Source organism: Micromonospora sp. LH3U1 (genome assembly GCF_028475105.1).
Taxonomy (GTDB): domain Bacteria; phylum Actinomycetota; class Actinomycetes; order Mycobacteriales; family Micromonosporaceae; genus Micromonospora.
On record NZ_CP116936.1, the window covers coordinates 4484920 to 4504777 of the forward strand.

General features: G+C 68.6%; 21 protein-coding genes. 13 read left to right on the top strand and 8 right to left on the bottom strand.

Annotated features, from left to right (window positions below; all coding sequences use genetic code 11):
- Positions 1-44: 44 nt before the first annotated feature.
- Positions 45-779, top strand: a complete 735-nt coding sequence (locus PCA76_RS20505) for a DNA alkylation repair protein (RefSeq protein ID WP_272612083.1) — start codon at positions 45-47, stop codon at positions 777-779.
- Between the two features lie 252 nt (positions 780-1031).
- Entirely contained in the window at positions 1032-1538 is a 507-nt protein-coding gene (locus PCA76_RS20510; RefSeq protein ID WP_272612084.1) for a MarR family winged helix-turn-helix transcriptional regulator, read from the top strand.
- A 147-nt stretch (positions 1539-1685) separates the two neighbouring features.
- On the opposite strand, the gene PCA76_RS20515 is transcribed toward PCA76_RS20510, so the two are convergent.
- The 3 genes from PCA76_RS20515 to PCA76_RS20525 all read right to left on the bottom strand — a co-directional run bounded on the left by PCA76_RS20515 (position 1686) and on the right by PCA76_RS20525 (position 6228).
- Positions 1686-3413: an IlvD/Edd family dehydratase gene (locus PCA76_RS20515; protein WP_272612085.1), complete on the bottom strand. Its 1728-nt coding sequence runs from the start codon at positions 3411-3413 to the stop codon at positions 1686-1688.
- A gap of 89 nt (positions 3414-3502) precedes the next feature.
- Positions 3503-5020 (bottom strand): aldehyde dehydrogenase family protein, encoded by a 1518-nt coding sequence (locus PCA76_RS20520; RefSeq protein ID WP_272612086.1) that lies wholly within the window; start codon positions 5018-5020, stop codon positions 3503-3505.
- On the bottom strand, positions 5017-6228 hold the full coding sequence (locus PCA76_RS20525; RefSeq protein ID WP_272612087.1) for a fumarylacetoacetate hydrolase family protein: 1212 nt from the start codon (positions 6226-6228) through the stop codon (positions 5017-5019). Before PCA76_RS20525 ends, PCA76_RS20520 begins: the two co-directional genes overlap by 4 nt.
- Positions 6229-6461: 233 nt before the next feature.
- On the opposite strand from PCA76_RS20525, the gene PCA76_RS20530 reads away from it, so the two are divergent.
- The gene (locus PCA76_RS20530) at positions 6462-7283 is read left to right on the top strand and encodes an IclR family transcriptional regulator (protein WP_272612089.1); all 822 of its coding nucleotides are present in this window, start codon (positions 6462-6464) and stop codon (positions 7281-7283) included.
- 38 nt (positions 7284-7321) lie between these two features.
- On the opposite strand, the gene PCA76_RS20535 is transcribed toward PCA76_RS20530, so the two are convergent.
- Complete coding sequence (locus PCA76_RS20535; protein ID WP_272612090.1) at positions 7322-7849, bottom strand: CGNR zinc finger domain-containing protein; 528 nt, start codon at positions 7847-7849, stop codon at positions 7322-7324.
- Positions 7850-8028: 179 nt separating this feature from the next.
- On the opposite strand from PCA76_RS20535, the gene PCA76_RS20540 reads away from it, so the two are divergent.
- Genes PCA76_RS20540 through PCA76_RS20550 form a run of 3 tightly spaced genes read left to right on the top strand, consistent with a single transcriptional unit; the run spans position 8029 to position 10035 of the window.
- Positions 8029-8754, top strand: coding sequence for a pyridoxamine 5'-phosphate oxidase family protein (locus PCA76_RS20540; RefSeq protein ID WP_272612091.1), 726 nt, complete (start codon positions 8029-8031; stop codon positions 8752-8754).
- Complete coding sequence (locus tag PCA76_RS20545) at positions 8744-9226, top strand: nuclear transport factor 2 family protein (RefSeq protein WP_272612092.1); 483 nt, start codon at positions 8744-8746, stop codon at positions 9224-9226. The genes PCA76_RS20540 and PCA76_RS20545 overlap by 11 nt, the downstream gene beginning before the upstream one ends.
- 53 nt (positions 9227-9279) lie before the next feature.
- Positions 9280-10035 carry an MBL fold metallo-hydrolase gene (locus PCA76_RS20550; RefSeq protein ID WP_272612093.1) on the top strand — a complete coding sequence of 252 codons (756 nt, stop codon included), beginning with the start codon at positions 9280-9282 and terminating at the stop codon, positions 10033-10035.
- A 382-nt stretch (positions 10036-10417) separates the two neighbouring features.
- On the opposite strand, the gene PCA76_RS20555 is transcribed toward PCA76_RS20550, so the two are convergent.
- Positions 10418-11446 (bottom strand): hypothetical protein, encoded by a 1029-nt coding sequence (locus PCA76_RS20555; RefSeq protein ID WP_272612094.1) that lies wholly within the window; start codon positions 11444-11446, stop codon positions 10418-10420.
- A 191-nt stretch (positions 11447-11637) separates the two neighbouring features.
- Here PCA76_RS20555 and PCA76_RS20560 point away from each other — a divergent pair, with 191 nt between their 5' ends.
- Positions 11638-12636 (top strand): RNA polymerase subunit sigma-70, encoded by a 999-nt coding sequence (locus PCA76_RS20560; protein WP_272612095.1) that lies wholly within the window; start codon positions 11638-11640, stop codon positions 12634-12636.
- A gap of 283 nt (positions 12637-12919) precedes the next feature.
- On the top strand, positions 12920-13375 hold the full coding sequence (locus PCA76_RS20565) for a DUF6069 family protein (RefSeq protein WP_272612096.1): 456 nt from the start codon (positions 12920-12922) through the stop codon (positions 13373-13375).
- Between the two features lie 81 nt (positions 13376-13456).
- Here the strand turns inward: PCA76_RS20565 and PCA76_RS20570 are convergent, their stop codons facing one another.
- Complete coding sequence (locus PCA76_RS20570) at positions 13457-14287, bottom strand: peptidoglycan-binding domain-containing protein (RefSeq protein WP_272612098.1); 831 nt, start codon at positions 14285-14287, stop codon at positions 13457-13459.
- 348 nt (positions 14288-14635) lie between these two features.
- On the opposite strand from PCA76_RS20570, the gene PCA76_RS20575 reads away from it, so the two are divergent.
- Entirely contained in the window at positions 14636-15301 is a 666-nt protein-coding gene (locus PCA76_RS20575; RefSeq protein WP_272612099.1) for a DNA alkylation repair protein, read from the top strand.
- A gap of 43 nt (positions 15302-15344) precedes the next feature.
- Here PCA76_RS20575 and PCA76_RS20580 read toward each other — a convergent pair whose 3' ends face one another.
- Positions 15345-15968, bottom strand: coding sequence for a hypothetical protein (locus PCA76_RS20580; protein WP_272612100.1), 624 nt, complete (start codon positions 15966-15968; stop codon positions 15345-15347).
- A gap of 120 nt (positions 15969-16088) precedes the next feature.
- Between PCA76_RS20580 and PCA76_RS20585 the strand changes: the two genes are divergently transcribed.
- Complete coding sequence (locus PCA76_RS20585) at positions 16089-16685, top strand: VanZ family protein (protein WP_272612101.1); 597 nt, start codon at positions 16089-16091, stop codon at positions 16683-16685.
- Between the two features lie 274 nt (positions 16686-16959).
- On the top strand, positions 16960-17610 hold the full coding sequence (locus PCA76_RS20590; protein WP_272612103.1) for a DinB family protein: 651 nt from the start codon (positions 16960-16962) through the stop codon (positions 17608-17610).
- Positions 17611-17614: 4 nt separating this feature from the next.
- Here PCA76_RS20590 and PCA76_RS20595 read toward each other — a convergent pair whose 3' ends face one another.
- On the bottom strand, positions 17615-18007 hold the full coding sequence (locus PCA76_RS20595; RefSeq protein WP_272612104.1) for a winged helix-turn-helix transcriptional regulator: 393 nt from the start codon (positions 18005-18007) through the stop codon (positions 17615-17617).
- 79 nt (positions 18008-18086) lie between these two features.
- Here PCA76_RS20595 and PCA76_RS20600 point away from each other — a divergent pair, with 79 nt between their 5' ends.
- Positions 18087-18755, top strand: coding sequence for an NAD(P)-dependent oxidoreductase (locus tag PCA76_RS20600; protein ID WP_272612105.1), 669 nt, complete (start codon positions 18087-18089; stop codon positions 18753-18755).
- Between the two features lie 160 nt (positions 18756-18915).
- Positions 18916-19851 carry a hypothetical protein gene (locus tag PCA76_RS20605; RefSeq protein ID WP_272612106.1) on the top strand — a complete coding sequence of 312 codons (936 nt, stop codon included), beginning with the start codon at positions 18916-18918 and terminating at the stop codon, positions 19849-19851.
- Positions 19852-19858: the final 7 nt, after the last annotated feature.

Genomic DNA, 19858 nt, shown 5'->3' on the forward strand with positions numbered 1-19858 from the left:
ACACGGCACGGTAGGCACCGGCGGTCGCGGTAGCTTGGACGGTCATGGCCACTATCGCCGACGTGCGTCACGAACTCGCCACCTTTGCCGACCCCCGTCGAGCCGAGGCGTCGAGCCGGTTTCTGCAGATGGCTCCCGGGGGTTACGGCGAGGGCGACAGGGCCATCGGTGTCTCCGTGCCGGAACAGCGCAGGGTGGCCTCCCTGTTCTGGCACGACCTCTCCCTGGCCGAAGCAACGAAGCTGCTGAGCAGTGGCGTGCACGAGGAGAGGCTGACGTCGCTGTTCATCCTGGTGCGAAAGTTCGCCAAGGGGGACGAGGACGAACGAGGCCAGATCTTCGACATCGTCCTGGCCAACACCGCCCGCATCAACAACTGGGACCTGGTGGACTCGTCCGTGCCGTACATCGTCGGCCCTTGGCTGATCGACAAGGACCGGACCGTCCTGGATCGGTTGGCCGAGTCAAGCCTGGTGTGGGACCGGCGCATCGCCATCATGGCAACCTTCGCCTTCATCAAGACCGGTGACTTCCGCTGGACGTTCCGACTCAGTGAACGGCTGCTGCGCGACCCGCACGACCTCGTTCGGAAGGCGGTGGGCTGGATGCTGCGCGAGGTGGGCAACCGTGACAGGGCGGCGGAGGAGGAGTTCCTGATCCGCCGCTACCGGGACATGCCACGGGTCACGCTGCGGTACGCGATCGAGAAGTTCGAGCCGCAGCGACGTCGGGAGTACCTGTCCGGCGCGGTCCAGATGGCTGGCTCCGCCGGGTGGTGAGTCGTAGACCGGCGCGTCTGTGACCTCGCCGCCCGCGCCGCCGAGGCGATCCACGCCGCCGCGCCCGGAACCGACCCGTGCGCCGCGGTGACGAGCGTCCTCCCCCAGACCGGCCAATCCGCGCACTGACTCAAACCGGCCGTACGGCCACCACCGGCCTGAGTCGCCGCGCCGCCTCATAGCTCGCGGTAACTTAGGCAAAACAAGCTTAGCGTCAAGTAACTTGCACGTTCACTATGCCAGAATCAGGTCATGCGGCAGGAGAGAGCGACGGCGGCCGGCGACGGGGTGGACGCCATCGTCGGCCAGTGGGCGGTCGAGCGGCCCGACCTGGAGACCCTCCCGATGGAGGTCTTCGGTCGGATCTACCGGATCTCCCGGCTGATGGGCGACCGGATCGAGCGCGTGTACGCACCGTTCGGCATCGGACGCGGCGAGTTCGACGTGCTCGCCACTCTGCGCCGGTCCGGCGAGCCGTTCACGCTGTCGCCGAGCCAGTTGTCGGCGGCCCTCATGCTCACCACCGGCGGCATGACCGGCCGACTGGACAAGCTGGAACGGGCCGGGTTGCTGCAGCGCATCCCCGATCCGACGGATCGGCGTGCGCTGCGAGCCGAATTGACCGCCAAGGGCCGACAGATCGTGGACGAGGCGCTCACCGCCGGGCTCGCCGAGCAGGCGGCGGCGCTGAACCAGCTACCGGCCGCGCAACGCAAGCAACTGGCCGGACTGCTGCGTACGCTGCTCGCCGTCTGCTGATCCGCGCCGGAGTCATCCACGTAAAACACTGGCCCTGCCACAAGGTGAAGCCGGCCCAGCGCAAAGCGGAGGGTGGATCGGTCCCGTGGTGAGCGACACCTCGAGCCTGCCGCTGGGCAGGTCAAGCCTCGTACGATTCCGTGGTGGTCAGTGTGAGTGACGGGGCACGTCACTGCCGCTGCCGCCGACGAGGAAGTCGAGGTCCGCGCCCTCATCGGCTTGCAGGACGTGCTCGCTGTACAGCCGCGCCCAGCCCCGGTCGGCCACCAACGGCGGTGGCTGCCAGACGGAACGGCGTTGTGCGAGTTCCGCGTCGTCGACCAGCAGGTCCAGACGCCGCGTCGGGACGTCGACTCGGACCAGATCGCCGGTGCGCACCAGCGCGAGAGGGCCGCCCACGGACGCCTCCGGGGCTACGTGCAGGACGCAGGTGCCGTACCCGGTGCCGCTCATCCGGGCGTCGGAGATCCGCACCATGTCCGTGATGCCGTCGGCGAGCAGCCGTCGTGGCATGGGCACGTTACCCACTTCCGGGAAGCCGGGGTAGCCGCGAGGTCCGGCGTTTCGCACCACGATCACCGTGTCGGGTGTGACATCGAGGTCCGGGTCGTCGGCGGCGACGACGTAGTCCTCGATCCGGTCGAAGACGAGCGCCGGTCCGGTGTGTTTGAGGAGGTGGGCGGAGGCGGCGGAGACCTTCAGCACGGCGCCGGACGGCGCGAGTGACCCGCGTAGCACCACGGTGCCCGAGCCGGCGGGCTGGAATGGCTCGGCCATGGTGCCGATGACCTGCCGGTTCCAGCACTGGACGCCGTCGATGTTGTCGGCCACGCTCTTGCCGCTGACGGTGACGTGGTCCAGGTGCAGCAGCGGGGCGATCTCCTTCATCACCACCGGAACACCGCCCGCGTAGGCGAAGTCCTCCATGAGGTACGCCCCGGACGGCATCAGGTTGACGAGCATGGGCACGTCGGCGGTGAGCGTGTCGAAGTCCTCCAGGGTCAGGGGGACGCCGAGGCGTCCGGCAATCGCGAGCAGGTGTACGACGGCATTGGTGGAACCGCCGATCGCGGCGTTCACCCGGATGGCGTTCTCGAACGCGTGCCGGGTCAGCACCGTGGACAGCCGTTGGTCGTGCTCGACCATGGCGACGATCCGGCGTCCGGCGGCCTGCGCGAGCGCGTACCTCCGTGAGTCGACCGCCGGAACAGCGGCGGCTCCCGGCAGTTGCACGCCCAGCGCCTCGGTCACGCAGGCCATCGTGGAGGCGGTACCCATGGTCATACAGTGGCCACGGCTGCGGGACATGCCGACCTCCGCCTCCGCGCAGTCGCCCGCGGTCATCCGACCGGCTCGCTGCTCCTCGGTGAAGCGCCAGACGACGGTGCCCGACCCGATGTCCTGGCCACGGAACTTACCGTTGAGCATCGGGCCGCCGGTGATCATCAGAGTCGGTAGGTCGACGCTCGCCGCGCCCATCAGCAGGCCGGGCGTGGTCTTGTCACAGCCGGAGAGCAGGACCACCCCGTCGAGTGGATTGGCTCGGACCAGCTCCTCCAGCTCCATCGCCAGCAGATTGCGGTAGAGCATCGTCGTGGGTCGCATGAGGGGCTCGCCCAGGCTCATGGCGGGGAACTCCAGCGGCAGCCCGCCGCTCTCCCATACGCCCCGCTTCACCGAGTCGGCCAGGTCGCGCAGGTGGGCGTTGCAGGGTGTCAGCTCCGACCAGGTGGTGGCGATGCCGATCACCGGGCGACCGTCGAAGACGTCGTCCGCGAAACCCTGATTGCGCATCCAGGACCGATGGATGAAGCCGTTGCGGCCCTCCGCACCGAACCACTGCCCGCTGCGCAGCGGTCGATTCGTCGTCGACATCAGCACACCTCTCCGTCATCCGTCCGGCCGTGCGCATGCGCGGCGATCAATGAGTGCTCGATGGTTTGGCGGGTCACCTTCCAGTGCGGCTATTCCACCGCTGACTCCAACCTCCCGTCGACTCGCCGGGGAATGGCGGCGTACCCGTCGCGCAGTTCCTCGGGAAGGATCCATTCCGGAGCGTCCTGCCAGGCCAGCGGGCGAAGGAACCGCCGGATCGAGGTGGCGCCCACCGAGGTGTGCACGGCGTTGGTCGACGGCCAGGGCCCGCCGTGGTGCTGGGCCCACGACACCCGGACACCGGTGGGATACCCGTCGAAGACGATGCGACCCGAGTGGGCGGCGAACACGTCGACCAGCCGACGCACGACTGCGGCGTCGTCGCTGGGTCCGCAGTGGAGGGACCCGGTCAACGACGGCGGGATGGTTGCCAGCACGGCGTCGAGGTCGGCGACATCCTGATAACGGACCACGACCATGAGCGGGCCGAAGCACTCGTCGGCGATCTCGGCGGTCAGGCCCGGCAGACCGACCTCCAGGAGCCTCGGCGCGGCGGTGAAACCAGCACCAGGGTCGCCCTGGGAGCGCGCCGAGACCCGAGCGCCGGCCCGCTCGAACGCCGCAGCCTGGTCCTCGTACGCGTCACGGATGCGCTCGTTCAGCAGGACCGTGCCGCCCGAGGCGGCGACGCTCCCCCGCAGCACGTCGACCAGGTGCTCACCGCCCGGATCCGACGGGATGAACGCCAGCCCCGGTTTGGTGCACAGCTGACCACCCGAAGCCGTGAAGGAGGCGAACAGCCCTTCGGCGATCTGGTCTCCCCGGTCGGCGGCCGCGCCGGGTAGGACGACGATCGGGTTCACGCTGCTCAGCTCGGCGTAGAGCGGAATCGGGTCAGCCCGTTCGTCGATGGCCGCCTGGATGGCGCGAGCGGCGCCGACCGAGCCCGTCAAGGCTGCGGCGCGGACCGTGGGGTGGCGCACCAGCGAGCGGCCGGCCTGCTCCCCGTACACGGTCGCGATCACACCCTCGGGGCCGCCGATGTCGCGGATGGCCGACTGGATCGCGTCGGCAGAGGCGTGCGACGTCAGCGGGTGCGACGGGTGGGCCTTCAGGACCGTGGGACAACCCGCCGCGAGTGCGGAGGCGGTGTCGCCCCCGGCGACCGAGAAGGCGAACGGGAAGTTGCTGGCCCCGAAGACGGCGACCGGCCCGAGAGGTACGAGCATCCGCCGCAGGTCCGGGCCACGTCCGAGCGGTGTGTCGGCGGCGTGGTCAATGGCCGCCTCGACGTACCCTCCGTCACGCAGCACGTCGCCGAACATCCGGAACTGGACCGCCGCCCGCGTGAGTTCCTGGTCGAGTCGCGCGTGGCTCAGCCCGGTCTCCGCCTCCGCGGCTGCGACCAGGTCCACGCGACGGGACTCCAGGGACGCGGCGATCGCGTCCAGCATCTCCGCTCTGCCGAGTCTCCCGAGGCCGGACAGCCACTGCGCGGCCTGGGACGCCTGGCCGGCGATCACCTCCAGCCGAGACTCGTCCGTCTCCGTGAGATCCGTCGCGCGACGGTGGCCGTCGCGCGGATCGACCGTGCTGACCGCGTTCACAGCAGTCCTCTCTTCACCAGATTGCCCATGAGATCTCGGACGCCGAACTGCCAGGGCTCGCATTCCTCGGCGTACCGCACGCGGTTGACCAGGGTGCCGAGCGCCGGGCAACTGATGCGCACCACGTCGTCGACCTTGTGGGTGAAGCCCTCACCGGGGCGGTCCCGGTCCTGGATGGGCGCGAACATGGTGCCGAGCATCAGCGCGGCGCCGTCGGGATACTGGTGGTGCGGACCGATCAGCTGCCGCACCAGCGCCTCCGGGTCGCGCGACATCCGTGTCATCTCCGAGACGGCCTCCAGTTGGAAGCCGTCCACACCGCGGACCTTCAGACTGACCTCTAGCTCGCGCACCCGATCCAGGCCGAATCGCTCGTCGAACAGCCGGATCATCGGACCGAGGGCACACGAGGCGTTGTTGTCCTTCGCCAGGGGAAGCAGGAGCGCAGAGCGGCCCTCGACATCCCGCAGGTTCACGTCGTTGCCGAGGGTGGCGCCGACGATCCGCCCACTGGACTGGATGATCAGCGTGACCTCGGGTTCCGGGTTGTTCCAGGTCGACGCGGCGAGCACGCCGACCGGAACGGCGGTGCCGACGGCGGAGAGGATCTGACCCTTGGTGAAGATCTCGGCGTCCGGTCCGATTCCCACCTCCAGGTACTGGCTCCAGATGCCCTCGGCGACCAGCAGCCTCTTGAGCTGTCTCGCCTCCGCCGAGCCCGGAGTCAGGCTGTGCAGGTCGTCGCCGATGTCGGCGAGCATCCGGCGACGGATGTCCGTCGCGAGCACCAGGTCTCCCCGTGCCCGTTCCTCGATGACGCGTTCGATCATCGAGACGGCAAAGGTCACGCCGGCGGCCTTGAGCGCCTGGAGGTCGACCGGGGCGAGTAGCCAGGGCCGGGTATGGTCACGGGTCCCGGCACCGGTGTTGGCCAGAATCTCCTCGAAGCCACCCACCCGCGGCCCGTCGAGCCCGGCCACCGTAGCGGCGGGATCGGGGAGCTCGCAGATGTCCCGGACAGTCGCGAACCGGTGGCTGATGTCGATGACCTCGCCACCTCGGACGGTCACGGGTGAGGGGCCGTCGACGGACGGGTCCCAGATCCGGCCGAGGAGGACGCCGTCGTCGGCATCGTTCGGCAGCGCCTCCGCAGAGGTCCCGAACCAGTCTGCATCTGCGGCCAGCCCGCGGGGCTGTGGCACCGTCATGAGCCGCTCCCCAGCTTGGAGAAGGACTGCTCGTCCCGAGGACGGATGTCGCAGGCCGCGGAGCGCCAGGGCGCATCCGTTGCCTGATCTTCAGGTAGCGGGATCGACAAATTTGCAACGATCGTAGCGTCATGTGCAACGCTGTCAAGCGCCGGATGCGCGTAACGTCAACTAGATTGCACAGGATGCAACGGCAGCGGAGGTGCCGCCGTCGCTTGAGGGGAGACCCAGCCTTGGCGCAATCGATTCGCCGCGCGATCGACCTCATCCGCCGATCGGCGGAGCACCCGCTGTCCCTCACCGAGGCCGCGGACGTGCTCGGCGTCCACAAGTCGACGGCCCTACGGATCCTGCAGACGCTGGAGGCCGAGCGCTTCGTGCGCCGCACCGGCGCGGGCACCTACGTGCTCGGCAGCGGGCTGATCGAGCTGTCCGAGCTTGCGCTGGGCTCGATGGACCTGCGCCAGTTCGCCGCCGCGCACCTCCGTGCGCTGCAACGCGAGACCGGCCACACCGTGCATCTGGCGCAACTGACCGGCGACGAGATCATCTACATCGACAAAGTCGACAGCCCGGCGTTCGACGCCGTCAAGCTGCCGTCCCGGGTGGGGCGCGCGGTGTCGATCTACGCGAGCGCCGTCGGCAAGACGATCCTGGCCTACCTACCTCCGCAGGAACGCAACCGTCTCCTCGCACGCGTCGTCTTCGAGAGGTTCACCGACACCACCCTCGCCGATCACGACTCCCTCGAAGCCGAACTCGCCCGCATCCGCGAACACGGCTGGACCGCGGACAACGGCGAGCACGACGCCTACGTGATGTGCGTCGCCGCACCGATCAGGGATTCGCGAGGGGCGGTCATCGCCGCCGCCTCGCTCACCGCGATCGAGGTCATCGCAAGCCTCGACCAGCTGAAGAGCAAGCTTCCTCTGCTACTGGAGACTGCGAACCAAATTTCGTACGAACTCGGCTACGCCCCGCCGTCCCCGCAAGCCCGGACAGCCAGTCGATTGATGAACGTCACAGCTGACGATCGAGGGAGTACGCGGATCTGACGCCGCCTTGGGCGGGCACAGCGGGTGCGGCGCCTGATCTACGGGGTGGGCGTGCTGCGTTGGCGTTGGTAGTGGCGGGCGGCTTTGGCGCGACCGCCGCACCCGTCCATGGAGCACCAGCGCCGGGTGCCGTTGCGCGACGTGTCGTAGAAGTGCAGGACGCAGGCGGGGTTGCCGCAACGTCGGATTCGAGTGGGTTGCTGGCGCAGCAGGTCCAGGTAGTTGGTGACCGCCCGCCAGGACGGGAGCCAGCCGGCGTCGACGTCGTGGTGCTCGTGCACGGTCGCCTGGCGAAGCGTGTGGCGCGAGGCGCCGTGGGCGAGGATCGCATTGATGTCCCGTTCGGCGTCCTGGCCGGGTTGTTCGAGGACGCGGCGCAGCGCCGAACGCGCTTGGCGCAATGGAACCTCCACCGATGTGGGGTCGCCCGCCAGACGGTGCTCAGCAAGCCATCCCTGCAGCCCGTCGGGTTCGTCGAACAGGTCGACCGTGCGGCCACGCTCGACCCACTGGGTGTTGACCAGGTCCAGGGCGAGGGGTTCACCCACCAGCGGTCGCCGCGTCATGCGACCAACCTTACCACCGTTCGCCGTTTGACAGGTTAGTCGGATTGTCGTAGCTTCTTACCAGTGAAAGCTGTCAAGACGGTTAGGGGCAGTGGCGGTTGCGCCTCGGCGTGGGTCCTTCGTGCCGGTCATCCCACCGAGCGGCGCTTCCATCGCCCCCCTGCCCGCCGGGCAGGCAGTTGTCGCCGCTCGCCTCGGCCCTCACCCGGAAGACGTCCGTCATGCCACATCGCTACCTGCAAGAACTGACCACTGCGTCGGTAATCGCCGCCCAACAGCGCTACGGCAGCCGACCCGCCATCCAACGTATGGTCGCCGGCTGGGACACCGACGCGATGCTCGGCACCGATGAGGCCGCCTTCATCGCCGAACGCGACAGCTTCTATCTCGCCACGGTCAGCGAGAACGGCTGGCCGTACCTGCAGCACCGCGGCGGCCCACCCGGCTTCCTGCACGCCCTCGATCCTGTTGACGGCCACAGCGTCCTCGGCTGGGCCGACCTGCGCGGTAACCGGCAATATCTGTCGGTCGGCAACCTCGCCACATCACCCCGAGTGTCACTGCTGCTCATGGACTACGCCCACCAACGCCGCCTCAAAATCATCGGCACGGCCCGCGTCATCGATGTGCGCGACGGGAAGTCCGCGGATCTGCTGAATCGGCCGATCGCGCCCGCGCAACTGGGCAAAATGGAACGGCTGATCACCGTCGACGTACACGGCTACGACTGGAACTGCCCCCAACACATCACGCCTCGTTTCAGCGAAGGGGAACTCTCCGACGCACTCGCACCGATCCGTGACGAACTCGCCAGCCTCCGCGCGGAGAACCACGCCCTACGCGAGCAACTGCACGGCCGCACCCTCCCCGACCAGCGCCGAGACAGGGACAGCCATGAGCACTGACTCCCACGACACGAGCCCACCGCTGCGACACCCATTGCCCCCATTCACCGCCGAAACCGCTCGAATCAAGGTTCAGGCCGCCGAGGACGCCTGGAACAGCCGCGACCCCCAGCGCGTCGCCGCCGCCTACACACCCGACAGCACCTGGCGCAATCGGTCGACCTTCCTGACCGGCCGCGACGAGATCGAAGCGTTTCTGACTGACAAGTGGGAACGGGAACTCGACTATGTGCTGCGCAAACAGCTGTGGGCGTTCCACCAGAACCGCATCGCCGTACGGTTCCAGTACGAGTGGCACGACACCGCCGGCCAATGGTGGCGCAGCTACGGCAACGAACAGTGGGAGTTCGACGATCGCGGCTTCATGCGCCGCCGCGAAGCCAGCATCAATGACGTCCCCATCACCGCAGACCAGCGCCGCATCCACGGCCGGCGGGCCCCTGCAGACGACACCGACATACCGCTTCGGTGACACGACCACCGGCAGGTCGGCGGAGTGCACACAGGGACATCAAGGAGAAAAACATGGACAAGCTGACCGTGCACGCCATCGGCGGGCCGACCGCCGTCCTCGACTACGCGGGCTCGCGCGTCGTGTTGGACCCGACCTTCGACGAACCGCGGACGTACCAGAACGGACCGGTCACCGCGACCAAGCTGACCGGCCCGAGCGCCCCGCCCGAGGACCTCGACCAGGCCGATGTGGTGCTCGTGTCGCACGAGCACCACATCGACAACCTCGACATCTCCGGACGGGAATATGCGCGGCAGGCCCGCCGGGTGTTCACCACCACGGCGGGGGCACCGAATCTCGGCCCCGAAGCCATCGGCCTCCGACTGTTCGAGCACGCCGAGGCCGGCGGCATGCGCGTCACGGTGGTTCCGGCGCTGCACGGTACGCCGGAGATCGGCGTGGTCAACGGCCCGGTGATCGGATTCGTCCTGGAGGCTGATGGCTGGCCGACGGTCTACGTCAGCGGTGACAACGCCTCACTGGATGTCGTGGCGGTTGTCGCGGAACAGTTTCCGGCGATCGAGATCGCGATCCTCAACCTCGGCGCGGCCCGGATCGCGGTACGCGGCGACGGGTTCCTCACCTTGACGGCGGAACTGGCGGCACGAGCGGCGGCCCTGCTCGGAGTCAGGGCTGTGGTCCCAGTCCACCAGGACGGTTGGGGCCACTACACCCAGGATGCCGATGACGTCGTGCGTGCCTTCGAGAAGGCGGGCCTGAGGGACGTCCTCATCGACCTGCGGCCCGGCGATTCGGCGAGCATCTGACACCGGCGAGGCCAACACCCCGACATCACCGACCTGGAACTCCTGGCGCTCCTCGCCGCCAACGCGGACAGCTCCACGTTGACCGCCCGACGGCGGTAGGCCGCGACGGCTGCGCGAAGGACCAGCCTGAGCTGGCAACCAGGCCAGAGACCGCGCCTATCGACAATGTGCGGGCGGCCACCGATCGGGGGTGAAGAGGCTCTTACCGCTGATCACGACGCACCCGAACATGTCGCCGAGGACCGCTCGTTGATGGTCCGTGAGGGGATTCACGAGTGCCACGTCGCTGCCCGCCAGTACGAAGGTCGGTGGCTCGGCCGGTTGTCGCCGCACCGGGCCATGGCGCCAGACGAGCACCCGGACGCCTGATCTCGAAGGGCTTTCACTCGGCAAGGCGGTGGCATGCACTCCGGTCGTACGGCAGTCCGGCCTCCTTGAAGACGAGCGCGCAGCTTCCGTTCGTCGGAGTCCACAGCGCGTCGTTGCTGACCAACGCTCGCAGCAACGCCCGCTGCGGTTCAGTCAGCGGCCTGCGCTTCCCATAGGGCTGAGGGAACGCGTAGCCCACCAACGCGCCCCAGCCGCTGTCGAAACCAGCCCAACTGTCCCGACTGGCCACCTCGCAGGACGCCGCGGCGATCACGTTGAAGTCCGCGGACACTCGGATCGCCGCGGCGACGAGGGTGAATTGGTGCAGGCCCGGTGGCGGCAGCTCCGCCAGCGCGGCCAGGATCAGCTCCCGGCTCCGCGGGTCGTCTTCGTGGGCCAGCGCGGCCTGGAGCCGTACCGCCGGATCCGGATCGGAGAGCCGATCGCGGAGGTCGACACCGAGCTGACCAAGGCAGTCCATCCACTCCGCCGACAACCCGTCGCCGCGCTCCGACCACCCGAAGATGAGAGCAGCTAGTTCTTCTCGCCGGTCCGCCAGGGACTCCATCCGCGCGATCGCCACAAGATTCTCCGCACGGAACAGGGCCCGGTCCGGCGGGGATGCCGCGAGCAGCGGCAGCACCACAGGGTACGCCTGCGCCACAGCGACGGCGAGGTCCGGCAGGATCCCGGCGAAGTAGCGATCACCAGCGAGCTCGGTCACGCTCAGGGCGGCATCGCCCAGAAACTCCAGGAGCGGTTCGACAACGTCCTGGTGGACCCGCCCACCAGCGAGCAGCACAGTCACGGCCCGGACGGCCGGCGCGGTGGCCGTGTCCGGGACACCCTGATGCAGCACCGCACAGTCGAGGTGGTTCAGCGCGGCATTTCGGGCCTCGGTATCGCCGAACTCGAGCGCATCCAAGTGGGCCGGCGTGTCGGTTGCCAGGCCGTACGCGTGCTGGAGCCGACTCCAGTCAGCCGCCGTTGCGGCGGCGCCCTCGGTCTGCGAGCCGGCCGAGGGTCGAGGCCGCGTTCTCACCCGACGTCCGTCCATGCTGCGCTGCAGCCCTCCCTGACGACCGAAATGGTGCAGGCCATCCTCTCTCTTCGAAAACCCTACCTACCAAGGAGGAAAAACGCTCAGCCATTCCGACTGACCCTGGTGATGAGTTGTCGCGCCCGCACCCGTCACACCTACGACAGGACATGACGAAGCGGAAGGATGACGTGATGAGTGCGGACACGCGGCTGAAGGAGCTGGGCGTGAGTGGTCTGGGCGAGGTCGACGAACCGGCGTTCTCGGGGCTGGCGGAGCGGCACCGGCGGGAGCTGCACGTGCACTGCTACCGGATGCTCGGGTCGTTCGAGGATGCCGAGGACACCGTGCAGGAGACGTTCCTGCGTGCCTGGCGGCGGCGGGAGACCTTCGAGGGGCGGTCGACGTTCCGGGCCTGGCTGTACCGGATCGCCACCAACGCCTGCCTGGACCTGCTCGCCAAGCGCCGCCCGGAACCCGCGACCGGTGGCGAGGTGCTGTGGCTGCAGCCCTACCCGGACCGGCTGCTCGACGAGCTGCCCGCGGGCGACGCGGACGAGCCGGAGACCGTCGCGGTCGCGCGGGAGACGATCGAGCTGGCGTACCTGATCGCCGTCCAGCACCTCGCTCCGCGCCCGCGGGCCGTGCTGATCCTGCGGGACGTGCTCGGCTGGCCGGCGAAGGACGTCGCGGAGCTCCTCGGGGACTCCGTCAACTCGGTGAACAGCGCGCTGCAGCGGGCCCGCGCCGGCATGCGAGAGCACCTGCCCGCCGAGCGGCAGGACTGGACCGGCGGCGAGGAGGACGTCGCGACGCGCGATTTGGTGCGCCGCTTCACCGACGCGAGCGTGGCCAAGGACATCGACGGGCTCGCCGCAATGCTGCGAGACGACGTCCGCTGCTCGATGCCGCCCACGCCGGGTCTGCACGTCGGCCGCGACGCGGTGGTGAACGACTGGATCGGGGGCGGCTTCGAAAGCCTGGGTGCCATGCGCACCGTCGCCACCTCCGTGAACCGGCAGCCCGCCGTCGCCTCCTACCTCTGGCATGAACAGGAGAGCGCGTACCTGCCGCTGACGATCGACGTCCTGCGCATTACCGGCGGGGCGGTCGCCGAGATCGTCATCTTCCACAACGACCAGTTCCCGCGGCTCGGGCTGCCGGAGCGACTGCCGGCGGACGGCACGGAGTAGTCCCGGTGTGGACGCTTGCGCTGCGCGGTGGCGCGCGTGTCGCGGTGGTCGCGGCGGAGTGGTGCGACGCGTTCGCCGTCGTCACCCGTGGGCGGGTGCAGCTGGAGCTGCGCGACGGCGAGCCCGGGCCGGTCCTCGGACGCGACGCCGGGTTCTGGCTCCGCGGCACCGGCGTCCGCGCCCTGTGGAACCCCGGCCGTCGCACGGCGAGGGTACGCATCGTCACGCCCAGGGCCAGGACCGTCACCTGCCAGTCAACACAACCGAATGATGGAGGATCGCCATGAACAGCATGAATGACACCGGGGTCGCCGCAGACCCGGCATCGGGCCACACCGGCCGCAGCCACCGACTCCGCGGGCTCGCCGTCACCGGCTTCGTTGCCACGCTCGCAGCGATGGTGGCCACCACCCTCGCCGCTGCGCTTGCCCAGGCCGTTGGCGTCGACTTCGAGGTCCCCGATGGTGGCGAGACGATCCCGTTGCCAGGGTTCGCCGTGGTGACCGGCTTCTTCTCGGTCGTAGGCATCGTCATTGCCGTCGCTCTTCTTCGTTGGAGCGCTCGCCCCGCCGAACGATTCGTGTGGACGGCAGTGTCGCTGACCGCGATCTCGTTGGTCCCGCCCCTCCTCTCCGGGGCAGACAGCGCCACCACCACCGCCCTCCTCGGGCTACACCTCGTCCCTGCGGCGGTGATGATCCCCACCCTGGCGCGGAGCCTCCGCACCCGGACCGATTGACGATCCCGCAACGAAACAACGGTGGGCGCAAGGGCGTGCACGAGCGGATCGGCGTGCCGCCACTCCTCTATGGACGCGTTGTCAGAGCGTCCGCTGATACTCCTCCCAGGTCCGCTTGGGGCTGACCGCCGGTCCATCATCGGCACCTCGGTTGGCCAGACCGTTACGACCGAGGTAGTAGTCGCCGGCCTGGTTCTGCGCACCAGTCGACTGGTCGGTGTCGGAGAGCGCGACGGCGTGGATGTGGTAGCCCCAGTCCCCCTGGGCCGGGGTCCGCAGCCACGCGGCGAAGCCCACCGTGCGCAGCCGACGCAGCACGTCGGTCCGGACGGCCGAGGAGAGACCGCTGACCGAGAGGTCGAGTGCTCCGCCGCCATCGTGGGTGCCGGCGGAGGCGCCCACATCATTGCTGTACGAGCCCTGCGTGATGCTGAGCTGACGGCTGAGCAGGCGTTCGGCCTCGAACAGCATCGATCTGGTGCGGGTGTTGACCTGCACCCCGCGCAGGGTCACCACACTGCCGGGCGAGATCGCCCTGACCACGGTGTAACGCCCCTCGCCGAGCGACCGCAGCGACGACGGGCCGGGGAGGCCGGTCGCGTCGAGACCGGTGTAGCCGAGCGACCGCTGGTACGCCGCGTACGCGGCGATCGTGCTCGTGCCGAAGTGCCCATCGACGTACGTTGACGACAGCAGCCCTTTCGCCTGGAGTGCGCGCTCCACCAGCAGGACACTGTCCTTGGCCCCTTCGGTGAGCGCGGTGTCCGGCCGACGCGGGTCAATCTGCGCCGCTTTGATCAGCGCTTCCATGTCGACCTGCGGCAACGCGGCCGTGGCCGAAGCAGCCATCGGTACGGCGGCGACCACCACCGCCGCACCGGCGGCGACGAGCAGGTTCCTTCTCGTTAGCACTTTGTCCTCCGTGAAAGTCTGAGCGATCCGTACGGTCGGCGGTGCGCCACACGGCCTCGACAGGCGGGCCATCGGATCGGGGCGATGCGATCAGTCGTCGTGGGCCGGCTTACACATGGCCGCCCAACGGCGGCTGGCGACGGATGCGACCCCGCCGTCTCAAGAGGAGCGCTGCGCGACACCGTCGAGGCGTAACGTCAGCGGCAGACCTTTGAGGCGAGTCTTGACCATGACTTCACCTGAAACAACCTCACCCGGGCATCGATCGAGCCGACTCCCTCAGGCGTGTACGGCAGGGCAGACCTCCGTCGTACGCTGCATCTCGCACGCGACAAGCAGGAGGCTGCGGTGGTTGGGACGACGGTGGCCGAGGTCACGGCCGAGTTGGCCGCGCTCGAGGACCCGAAGACACGCGAGGTGAACGAGAGACACGGTGACGATCACGGGGTGAACCTCGGCAAGCTACGCGCGCTCGCGAAGCGGCTGAAGACACAGCAGGATCTCGCGTGTCAGCTCTGGCAGACGAATGACACCGCGGCGAGGCTGCTGGCGATCCTGATCTGCCGTCCGAAGGCGTTCGAGCGTGACGAGTTGGACGTCATGCTGCGCGAGGCGCGCGTTCCCAAGGTGCACGACTGGCTCGTGAACTACGTGGTGAGGAAGAACCCGCACTCCGAAGAGCTGCGCCTGGTCTGGTCCGCCGATCCGGACCCAGTGGTCGCGAGTGCCGGCTGGGCGCTGACCACCGAGCGCGTGACGAGGAAGCCCGAGAGCCTCGACCTCCCGGGGCTGCTCGACGTCATCGAGACGGAGATGAAAGACGCCCCGGATCGCCTGCAGTGGGCGATGAACCACTGCCTGGCTCAGATCGGGATCGAGCACGCCGAGCACCGTGCCCGCGCGATCGACATCGGTGAACGACTGGAGGTGCTCAAGGACTACCCGACGTCCCCGGGCTGCACGTCACCGTTCGCGCCCATCTGGATCAGCGAGATAGCGCGCCGAGCGCGATAGGCAGGAGGTTCCCTCTCGACTTCGGGGGGGTGGATCAGCCCGGTCAGGCGGCCGGTGCGCGGTTGGGCGACCGGTGGCCTCCGTGGCACGCGACCAACGCGTCCGCCACGATTTCGGCGTCAGCTTCCGCGACGTCCGCTGGATACTCCGGCAGCAGGTCGTCCCAGACCACCAGCCACGACCCGTACAACTGGGCCTGTCCCTCGGGCCGAGCGAAGAACCAGACGTGCAGGTGGGCTCCACCATCACCGATGCGGTAGACGTGGGCCCGCGAGATGTGCGGCAGCGCCTGGATGTGACGGACGATGCGGGTGCTCAGCAACCCCAGCTCGGCGGCCAGATCGTCAGGCAGATCCGCCATGTCGTAGTGATCACGCGGATGCAGCATGAGCACCAGGGGGACGCCCACTCCCGGAATCCGGACCAGCCGCCAGTTGTCGTTGAACCAGATTCCTTCGTCCCGGTCACGGCAGGCGTCGCAGTCCGACGGATCCTCTCCGTGCCGCGCGGGCTCAGGGAGCACTGGCGGGCGCAACGGCGCGACGCGCAGTCCGTCCGGCGCGAACGGACTGATCTCCCATCCCGTCATGCGGGCCAACGGGAGACGCCGCTCGCTGTCCGCGACGGCGACTGCGTGGTCATAGAACTCGTCCGGTCGCAAGGCCATCGGCGCATGCTAGTACAACCCACACGGCTGCGGCGGCCTGCTCGTCGCGCCGACGCCGGAAGCTCGCCTGACCAGACAAGGGCCCGATAGATTTCGCAGTCGGACGGAAGCAGAGGTGACATGGTCGAGGGGTGGCACGGCTGGTTCGGCACGTTCAATGGCGTGGTACTCGTAACGGTGGCCGCATTGCCGTTTGCCGCCCTGGCGGTGTGGGCTCTGGCATGCCGTAGGAGCGTCACCGGCAGCACCACCCCGGCGTGGCGGAAGTCGCTGGCCGAGGTCGGCATCGTCTACGGAACGGTGCCGTGGGTATGGATGATCATGTTGCCGGGCGAAGGGGCCGGCGGCGTCCCCGGTCGAGTGAGCCTGGTACCGCTGCGGGACCTGGTCACGATCTTCGCCGACGGGGGGCCGCTGACGGCGACCGTCCAGGTCGTCGGCAACCTGCTCGTGTTCGCGGCGCTGGGGTTCCTCGCCCCGCTGCGGTTCGCGGCGCTGGCGTCTGCGCCGCGGATCCTGACGCTCGCGGCGGGCTGCTCGGTCCTGGTCGAGGCCGCACAGTACGTCCTGCAGCTGGACCGGGTGTCGTCGGTGGATGACGTACTGCTCAACACCGCTGGCGCCGGGCTGGCCGCGCTGGCGTCGCGCCGCTGGTGGCGCGCTACGGCGCAAGCGTCGTCGGATCAGCCTCGATCGGCCCCGGTACCGGGGCGCTGAGCCGCCCGCGGTATGCCGGTCAGCGGCGGCCGGGGGTACGGTCCCTCAAATGATCTTCGGGCGCGTTCGTGACTGGCGAGGCCCGCCGTGACAGCGGTATCGCGGTGGACCGTGCTCGCACCATACCGACGGTTCCACCCAGCACGTCCTGCTGTCGGACCCCAGCGCTAGCATCGCCGCGATCGTCGGAGGGTGGGAGGACACCATGCCCCAGGACAACGCCACAACATTTGTCGACAAGGACCTGCGAGGTGCGCGGTTCAACAGGTCGACGTTGGCCGGCGCGGTGATGCGCGGCGTCGACGTTCGTGGGCTGGATATCGACGCGCCGTGGCTGGGCGATGGTGCGCTCCTGGTCAACGGTGTCGACGTCGTGCCATTCGTCGAGTCCGAGCTCAACCGACGCTTCCCCGGACGTGAGCTGAGGCAGGCCAGGGACCCGAGCGAGCTACGAACGGCGTGGGCGGCGCTCGAACGGGCGTGGGTGGCCGCAGTCGACCGGGTCCTGTCCATGCCCGAGGGCGCGGTCGACGTCTCGATCGACGGCGAGTGGTCGATGGCGCAGACGCTGCGCCATCTTGCGTTCGCCACCGACGCTTGGCTCGGCAAAGCCATCCTGCGCCTGCCACAGCCCTTCCACCCGCTCGGCCAGCCGCACGCCGAGTACGAAGCCGACGGATTCGACATGTCGATCTTCGCCACGGAGCAGCCAACTTTCGCCGCGGTACTTCAGGTGCGTGCCGACCGGCAGGCCATGGTGCGGGACCTCCTCGCGACCGTCACGCCGGAACTGCTCGCCGAGCCTCGACCGAGCGCATGGTCACCCGAGCACCCCGCCTCCGTCCTGCACTGCCTTCACGTGATCTTCGACGAAGAGTGGGAGCACCTTCGCTTCGCACTGCGTGACCTCGACGCGCAGGGCTGACGGTCTACTGCTGCGAAGGCCCGGGAAGCCGGCTCTCGGATTCATACGCACGGCGAGCCGCCAGCAACTCCGGAAGGTGGTCCTTGCTCCACACGCGGACCGCACCGATCAGGGAGAGCAGGCTCCGACCCAGAACCGTCAGCTCGTATTCGACCCGCGGTGGTTGTTCCGGATGGACCGTCCGCAGCACGAGCCCGTCTCTTTCCATCGCTCGCAGGGTCTCGGTAAGAACCTTCGGCGTGACCGTGCGAAGCGGTGTGCGGATTTCGCCGAATCGACGGGGACCGTGCTCAAGGCACAACACGACCATCGCGGTCCACTTGTCGCCGATCTGGAACGGCATCGCACTGAATGGGCACACCGGGTCGAACATCTCGGGATCCAGGGCCGCCGACACGTCAGTATCTTTGCAGTAACCAGGAACTCGTCGCTACCGTCCCCTCAACGATCTCGACGGGCGAACAGGAATTCACCGCATGAGCAGCATCGCTGTTTTCGGAGCCGGTGGGCGGGCCGGACGAGCCACCACGGCAGAGGCACGCCAACGCGGCCACACGGTCACCGCCGTCGTGCGCGACCCGGACAAGCACCGTGGGATCACGGCCGACCGTGTGCTGCGAGGCGACGTCCGAGATGCCGCCTCCGTGGCCGCCGTCTCATCAGGACACGACGCCGTCGTCAACGCGGTGTCTCCCGCTTCGGATCCTGAGGCACTGGCCGGTCTCGCACACCTGGATGAACAATTCTTCGTGTCCAGCGTCGACGCGTTGTTGCTCGGCATGGAACGAGCCGAGGTCGGCCGACTCGTACTCATTGGTCTGTTCGCGAACCTTGTCGACCACCATGGCCGAGCGGTGCTGGACGATCCCACCTTGTTCCCTCACGAACTGCGCCCGTTCGCTCTCGCGCACACCGCGGGTCTGGAGAGGCTCAGGAGCACGGGCACGACGGTCGACTGGGTCATGCTCACTCCGCCCGCACTGCTGGATGCCGCAGCGCCCCGGACCGGCCAATACAGGATTGGCGGTGAAACATTGCCGGAAGGATCACCGGCAGGTCTCTCCTACGCCGACCTGGCAGTCGCAATAGTCGACGAGATCGACAATCCGCTCCATCATCGTATGCGGATCTCGGTCTTCGATTGACACCACCGCCCATCCCCACGGCACATGCTTGCCAAGCACTGACCACGGTCACGATCCGTCCGGGAAACTGCTCCCGGTAGTCGCTGGGTCCCTCCGACGAGGGAGTGCGTTCCCCTGTCGGCGGGGTCCGCCCGCACCGGGGCGCCGGGAGGATCGGGTCATGACCACATCGGCATCGATCGTTCGCGGTACCGGCCATGGTTTGACGTACGCCGTGCTCGGTTGGGCTGTGGCATACGGGGGTGTGCGTCTGGCGTGGACGATCGGCGAGGCTCCGGAGTTCCGGCAATTCGGATCGGACCTGCTCGGTTTCACCGGTTGGCGGTCGGTGGCGTTATGCGTGGTCGCGGCTGTTCTGGCGGTTGCCCTGGACCGGGTGGCGACCTGGCGGCCGGTGCTGGCGGGAGTCGCCTGGACGGTTGCCGGGGCGCTGGTCGCGGCAGCCGCGATCCTGCTGCCGGAGTTGGTGGGCTTCCTGCTGTTCACGGTCGGCCCGTACTTCGACCCGGTAGCGTTCGCCAGCCGGCTCGGCTGTGTCACCGGAGCGGCCCTGCTCGCTCTGGCGACCGCTCGCTATCAGCGGCGCACCCGGGGTGGCTGTCCGGACTGCTGCCGGACGGTCCGACCGGGTTCGCGGCGCTCAGCACCTGCCCCGTGGGCGCGCTGGGCCGCGTACACCGCGGTAGCCGGCCTCGTCACCCGCTTCGCGGCCCAGGTCGTGGTGGGATTCGACGGTCTTGCGCACGACGCCTCCCTGATCGGGTTGGAGGTCGGCCTGGTGTTGGCTGGAGTGCTGTTGCCGCTGGCACTGGTGCACCGCTGGGGTGAGACCTGGCCAGGGTGGGTGCCGCTGCTCACCGGCCGCACGATTCCTCGCCTGCTGTTGCTGGTGCCCGGCTTCGGGCTCGGGGCGGGCATCGTGGGCTACTTCGGCATGGGACTCGTGCAGTTGGCGTCGGGATCGATCAGCCAGTTCTCCGACACGTTCCTCTGGGTGGCGATGTCGGCGTACTGCGTCCTGGGGCTCGGCCTCGTCGCGGCGTCAAGCGACTACCACCTGCGCACCCGCAGCGCGTGCAGGGCCTGCGGCCGGTGACAGCGGA

Excerpts from the sequence above, each read along its gene's own strand:
- PCA76_RS20505 (WP_272612083.1), top strand. The coding sequence starts at position 45 with ATGGCCACTATCGCCGACGTGCGTCACGAACTCGCCACCTTTGCCGAC.
- PCA76_RS20510 (WP_272612084.1), top strand. The coding sequence starts at position 1,032 with ATGCGGCAGGAGAGAGCGACGGCGGCCGGCGACGGGGTGGACGCCATC.
- PCA76_RS20515 (WP_272612085.1), bottom strand. The coding sequence starts at position 3,413 with ATGTCGACGACGAATCGACCGCTGCGCAGCGGGCAGTGGTTCGGTGCG.
- PCA76_RS20525 (WP_272612087.1), bottom strand. The coding sequence starts at position 6,228 with ATGACGGTGCCACAGCCCCGCGGGCTGGCCGCAGATGCAGACTGGTTC.
- PCA76_RS20535 (WP_272612090.1), bottom strand. The coding sequence starts at position 7,849 with ATGACGCGGCGACCGCTGGTGGGTGAACCCCTCGCCCTGGACCTGGTC.
- PCA76_RS20545 (WP_272612092.1), top strand. The coding sequence starts at position 8,744 with ATGAGCACTGACTCCCACGACACGAGCCCACCGCTGCGACACCCATTG.
- PCA76_RS20550 (WP_272612093.1), top strand. The coding sequence starts at position 9,280 with ATGGACAAGCTGACCGTGCACGCCATCGGCGGGCCGACCGCCGTCCTC.
- PCA76_RS20560 (WP_272612095.1), top strand. The coding sequence starts at position 11,638 with ATGAGTGCGGACACGCGGCTGAAGGAGCTGGGCGTGAGTGGTCTGGGC.
- PCA76_RS20565 (WP_272612096.1), top strand. The coding sequence starts at position 12,920 with ATGAACAGCATGAATGACACCGGGGTCGCCGCAGACCCGGCATCGGGC.
- PCA76_RS20580 (WP_272612100.1), bottom strand. The coding sequence starts at position 15,968 with ATGGCCTTGCGACCGGACGAGTTCTATGACCACGCAGTCGCCGTCGCG.
- PCA76_RS20585 (WP_272612101.1), top strand. The coding sequence starts at position 16,089 with ATGGTCGAGGGGTGGCACGGCTGGTTCGGCACGTTCAATGGCGTGGTA.
- PCA76_RS20600 (WP_272612105.1), top strand. The coding sequence starts at position 18,087 with ATGAGCAGCATCGCTGTTTTCGGAGCCGGTGGGCGGGCCGGACGAGCC.
- PCA76_RS20605 (WP_272612106.1), top strand. The coding sequence starts at position 18,916 with ATGACCACATCGGCATCGATCGTTCGCGGTACCGGCCATGGTTTGACG.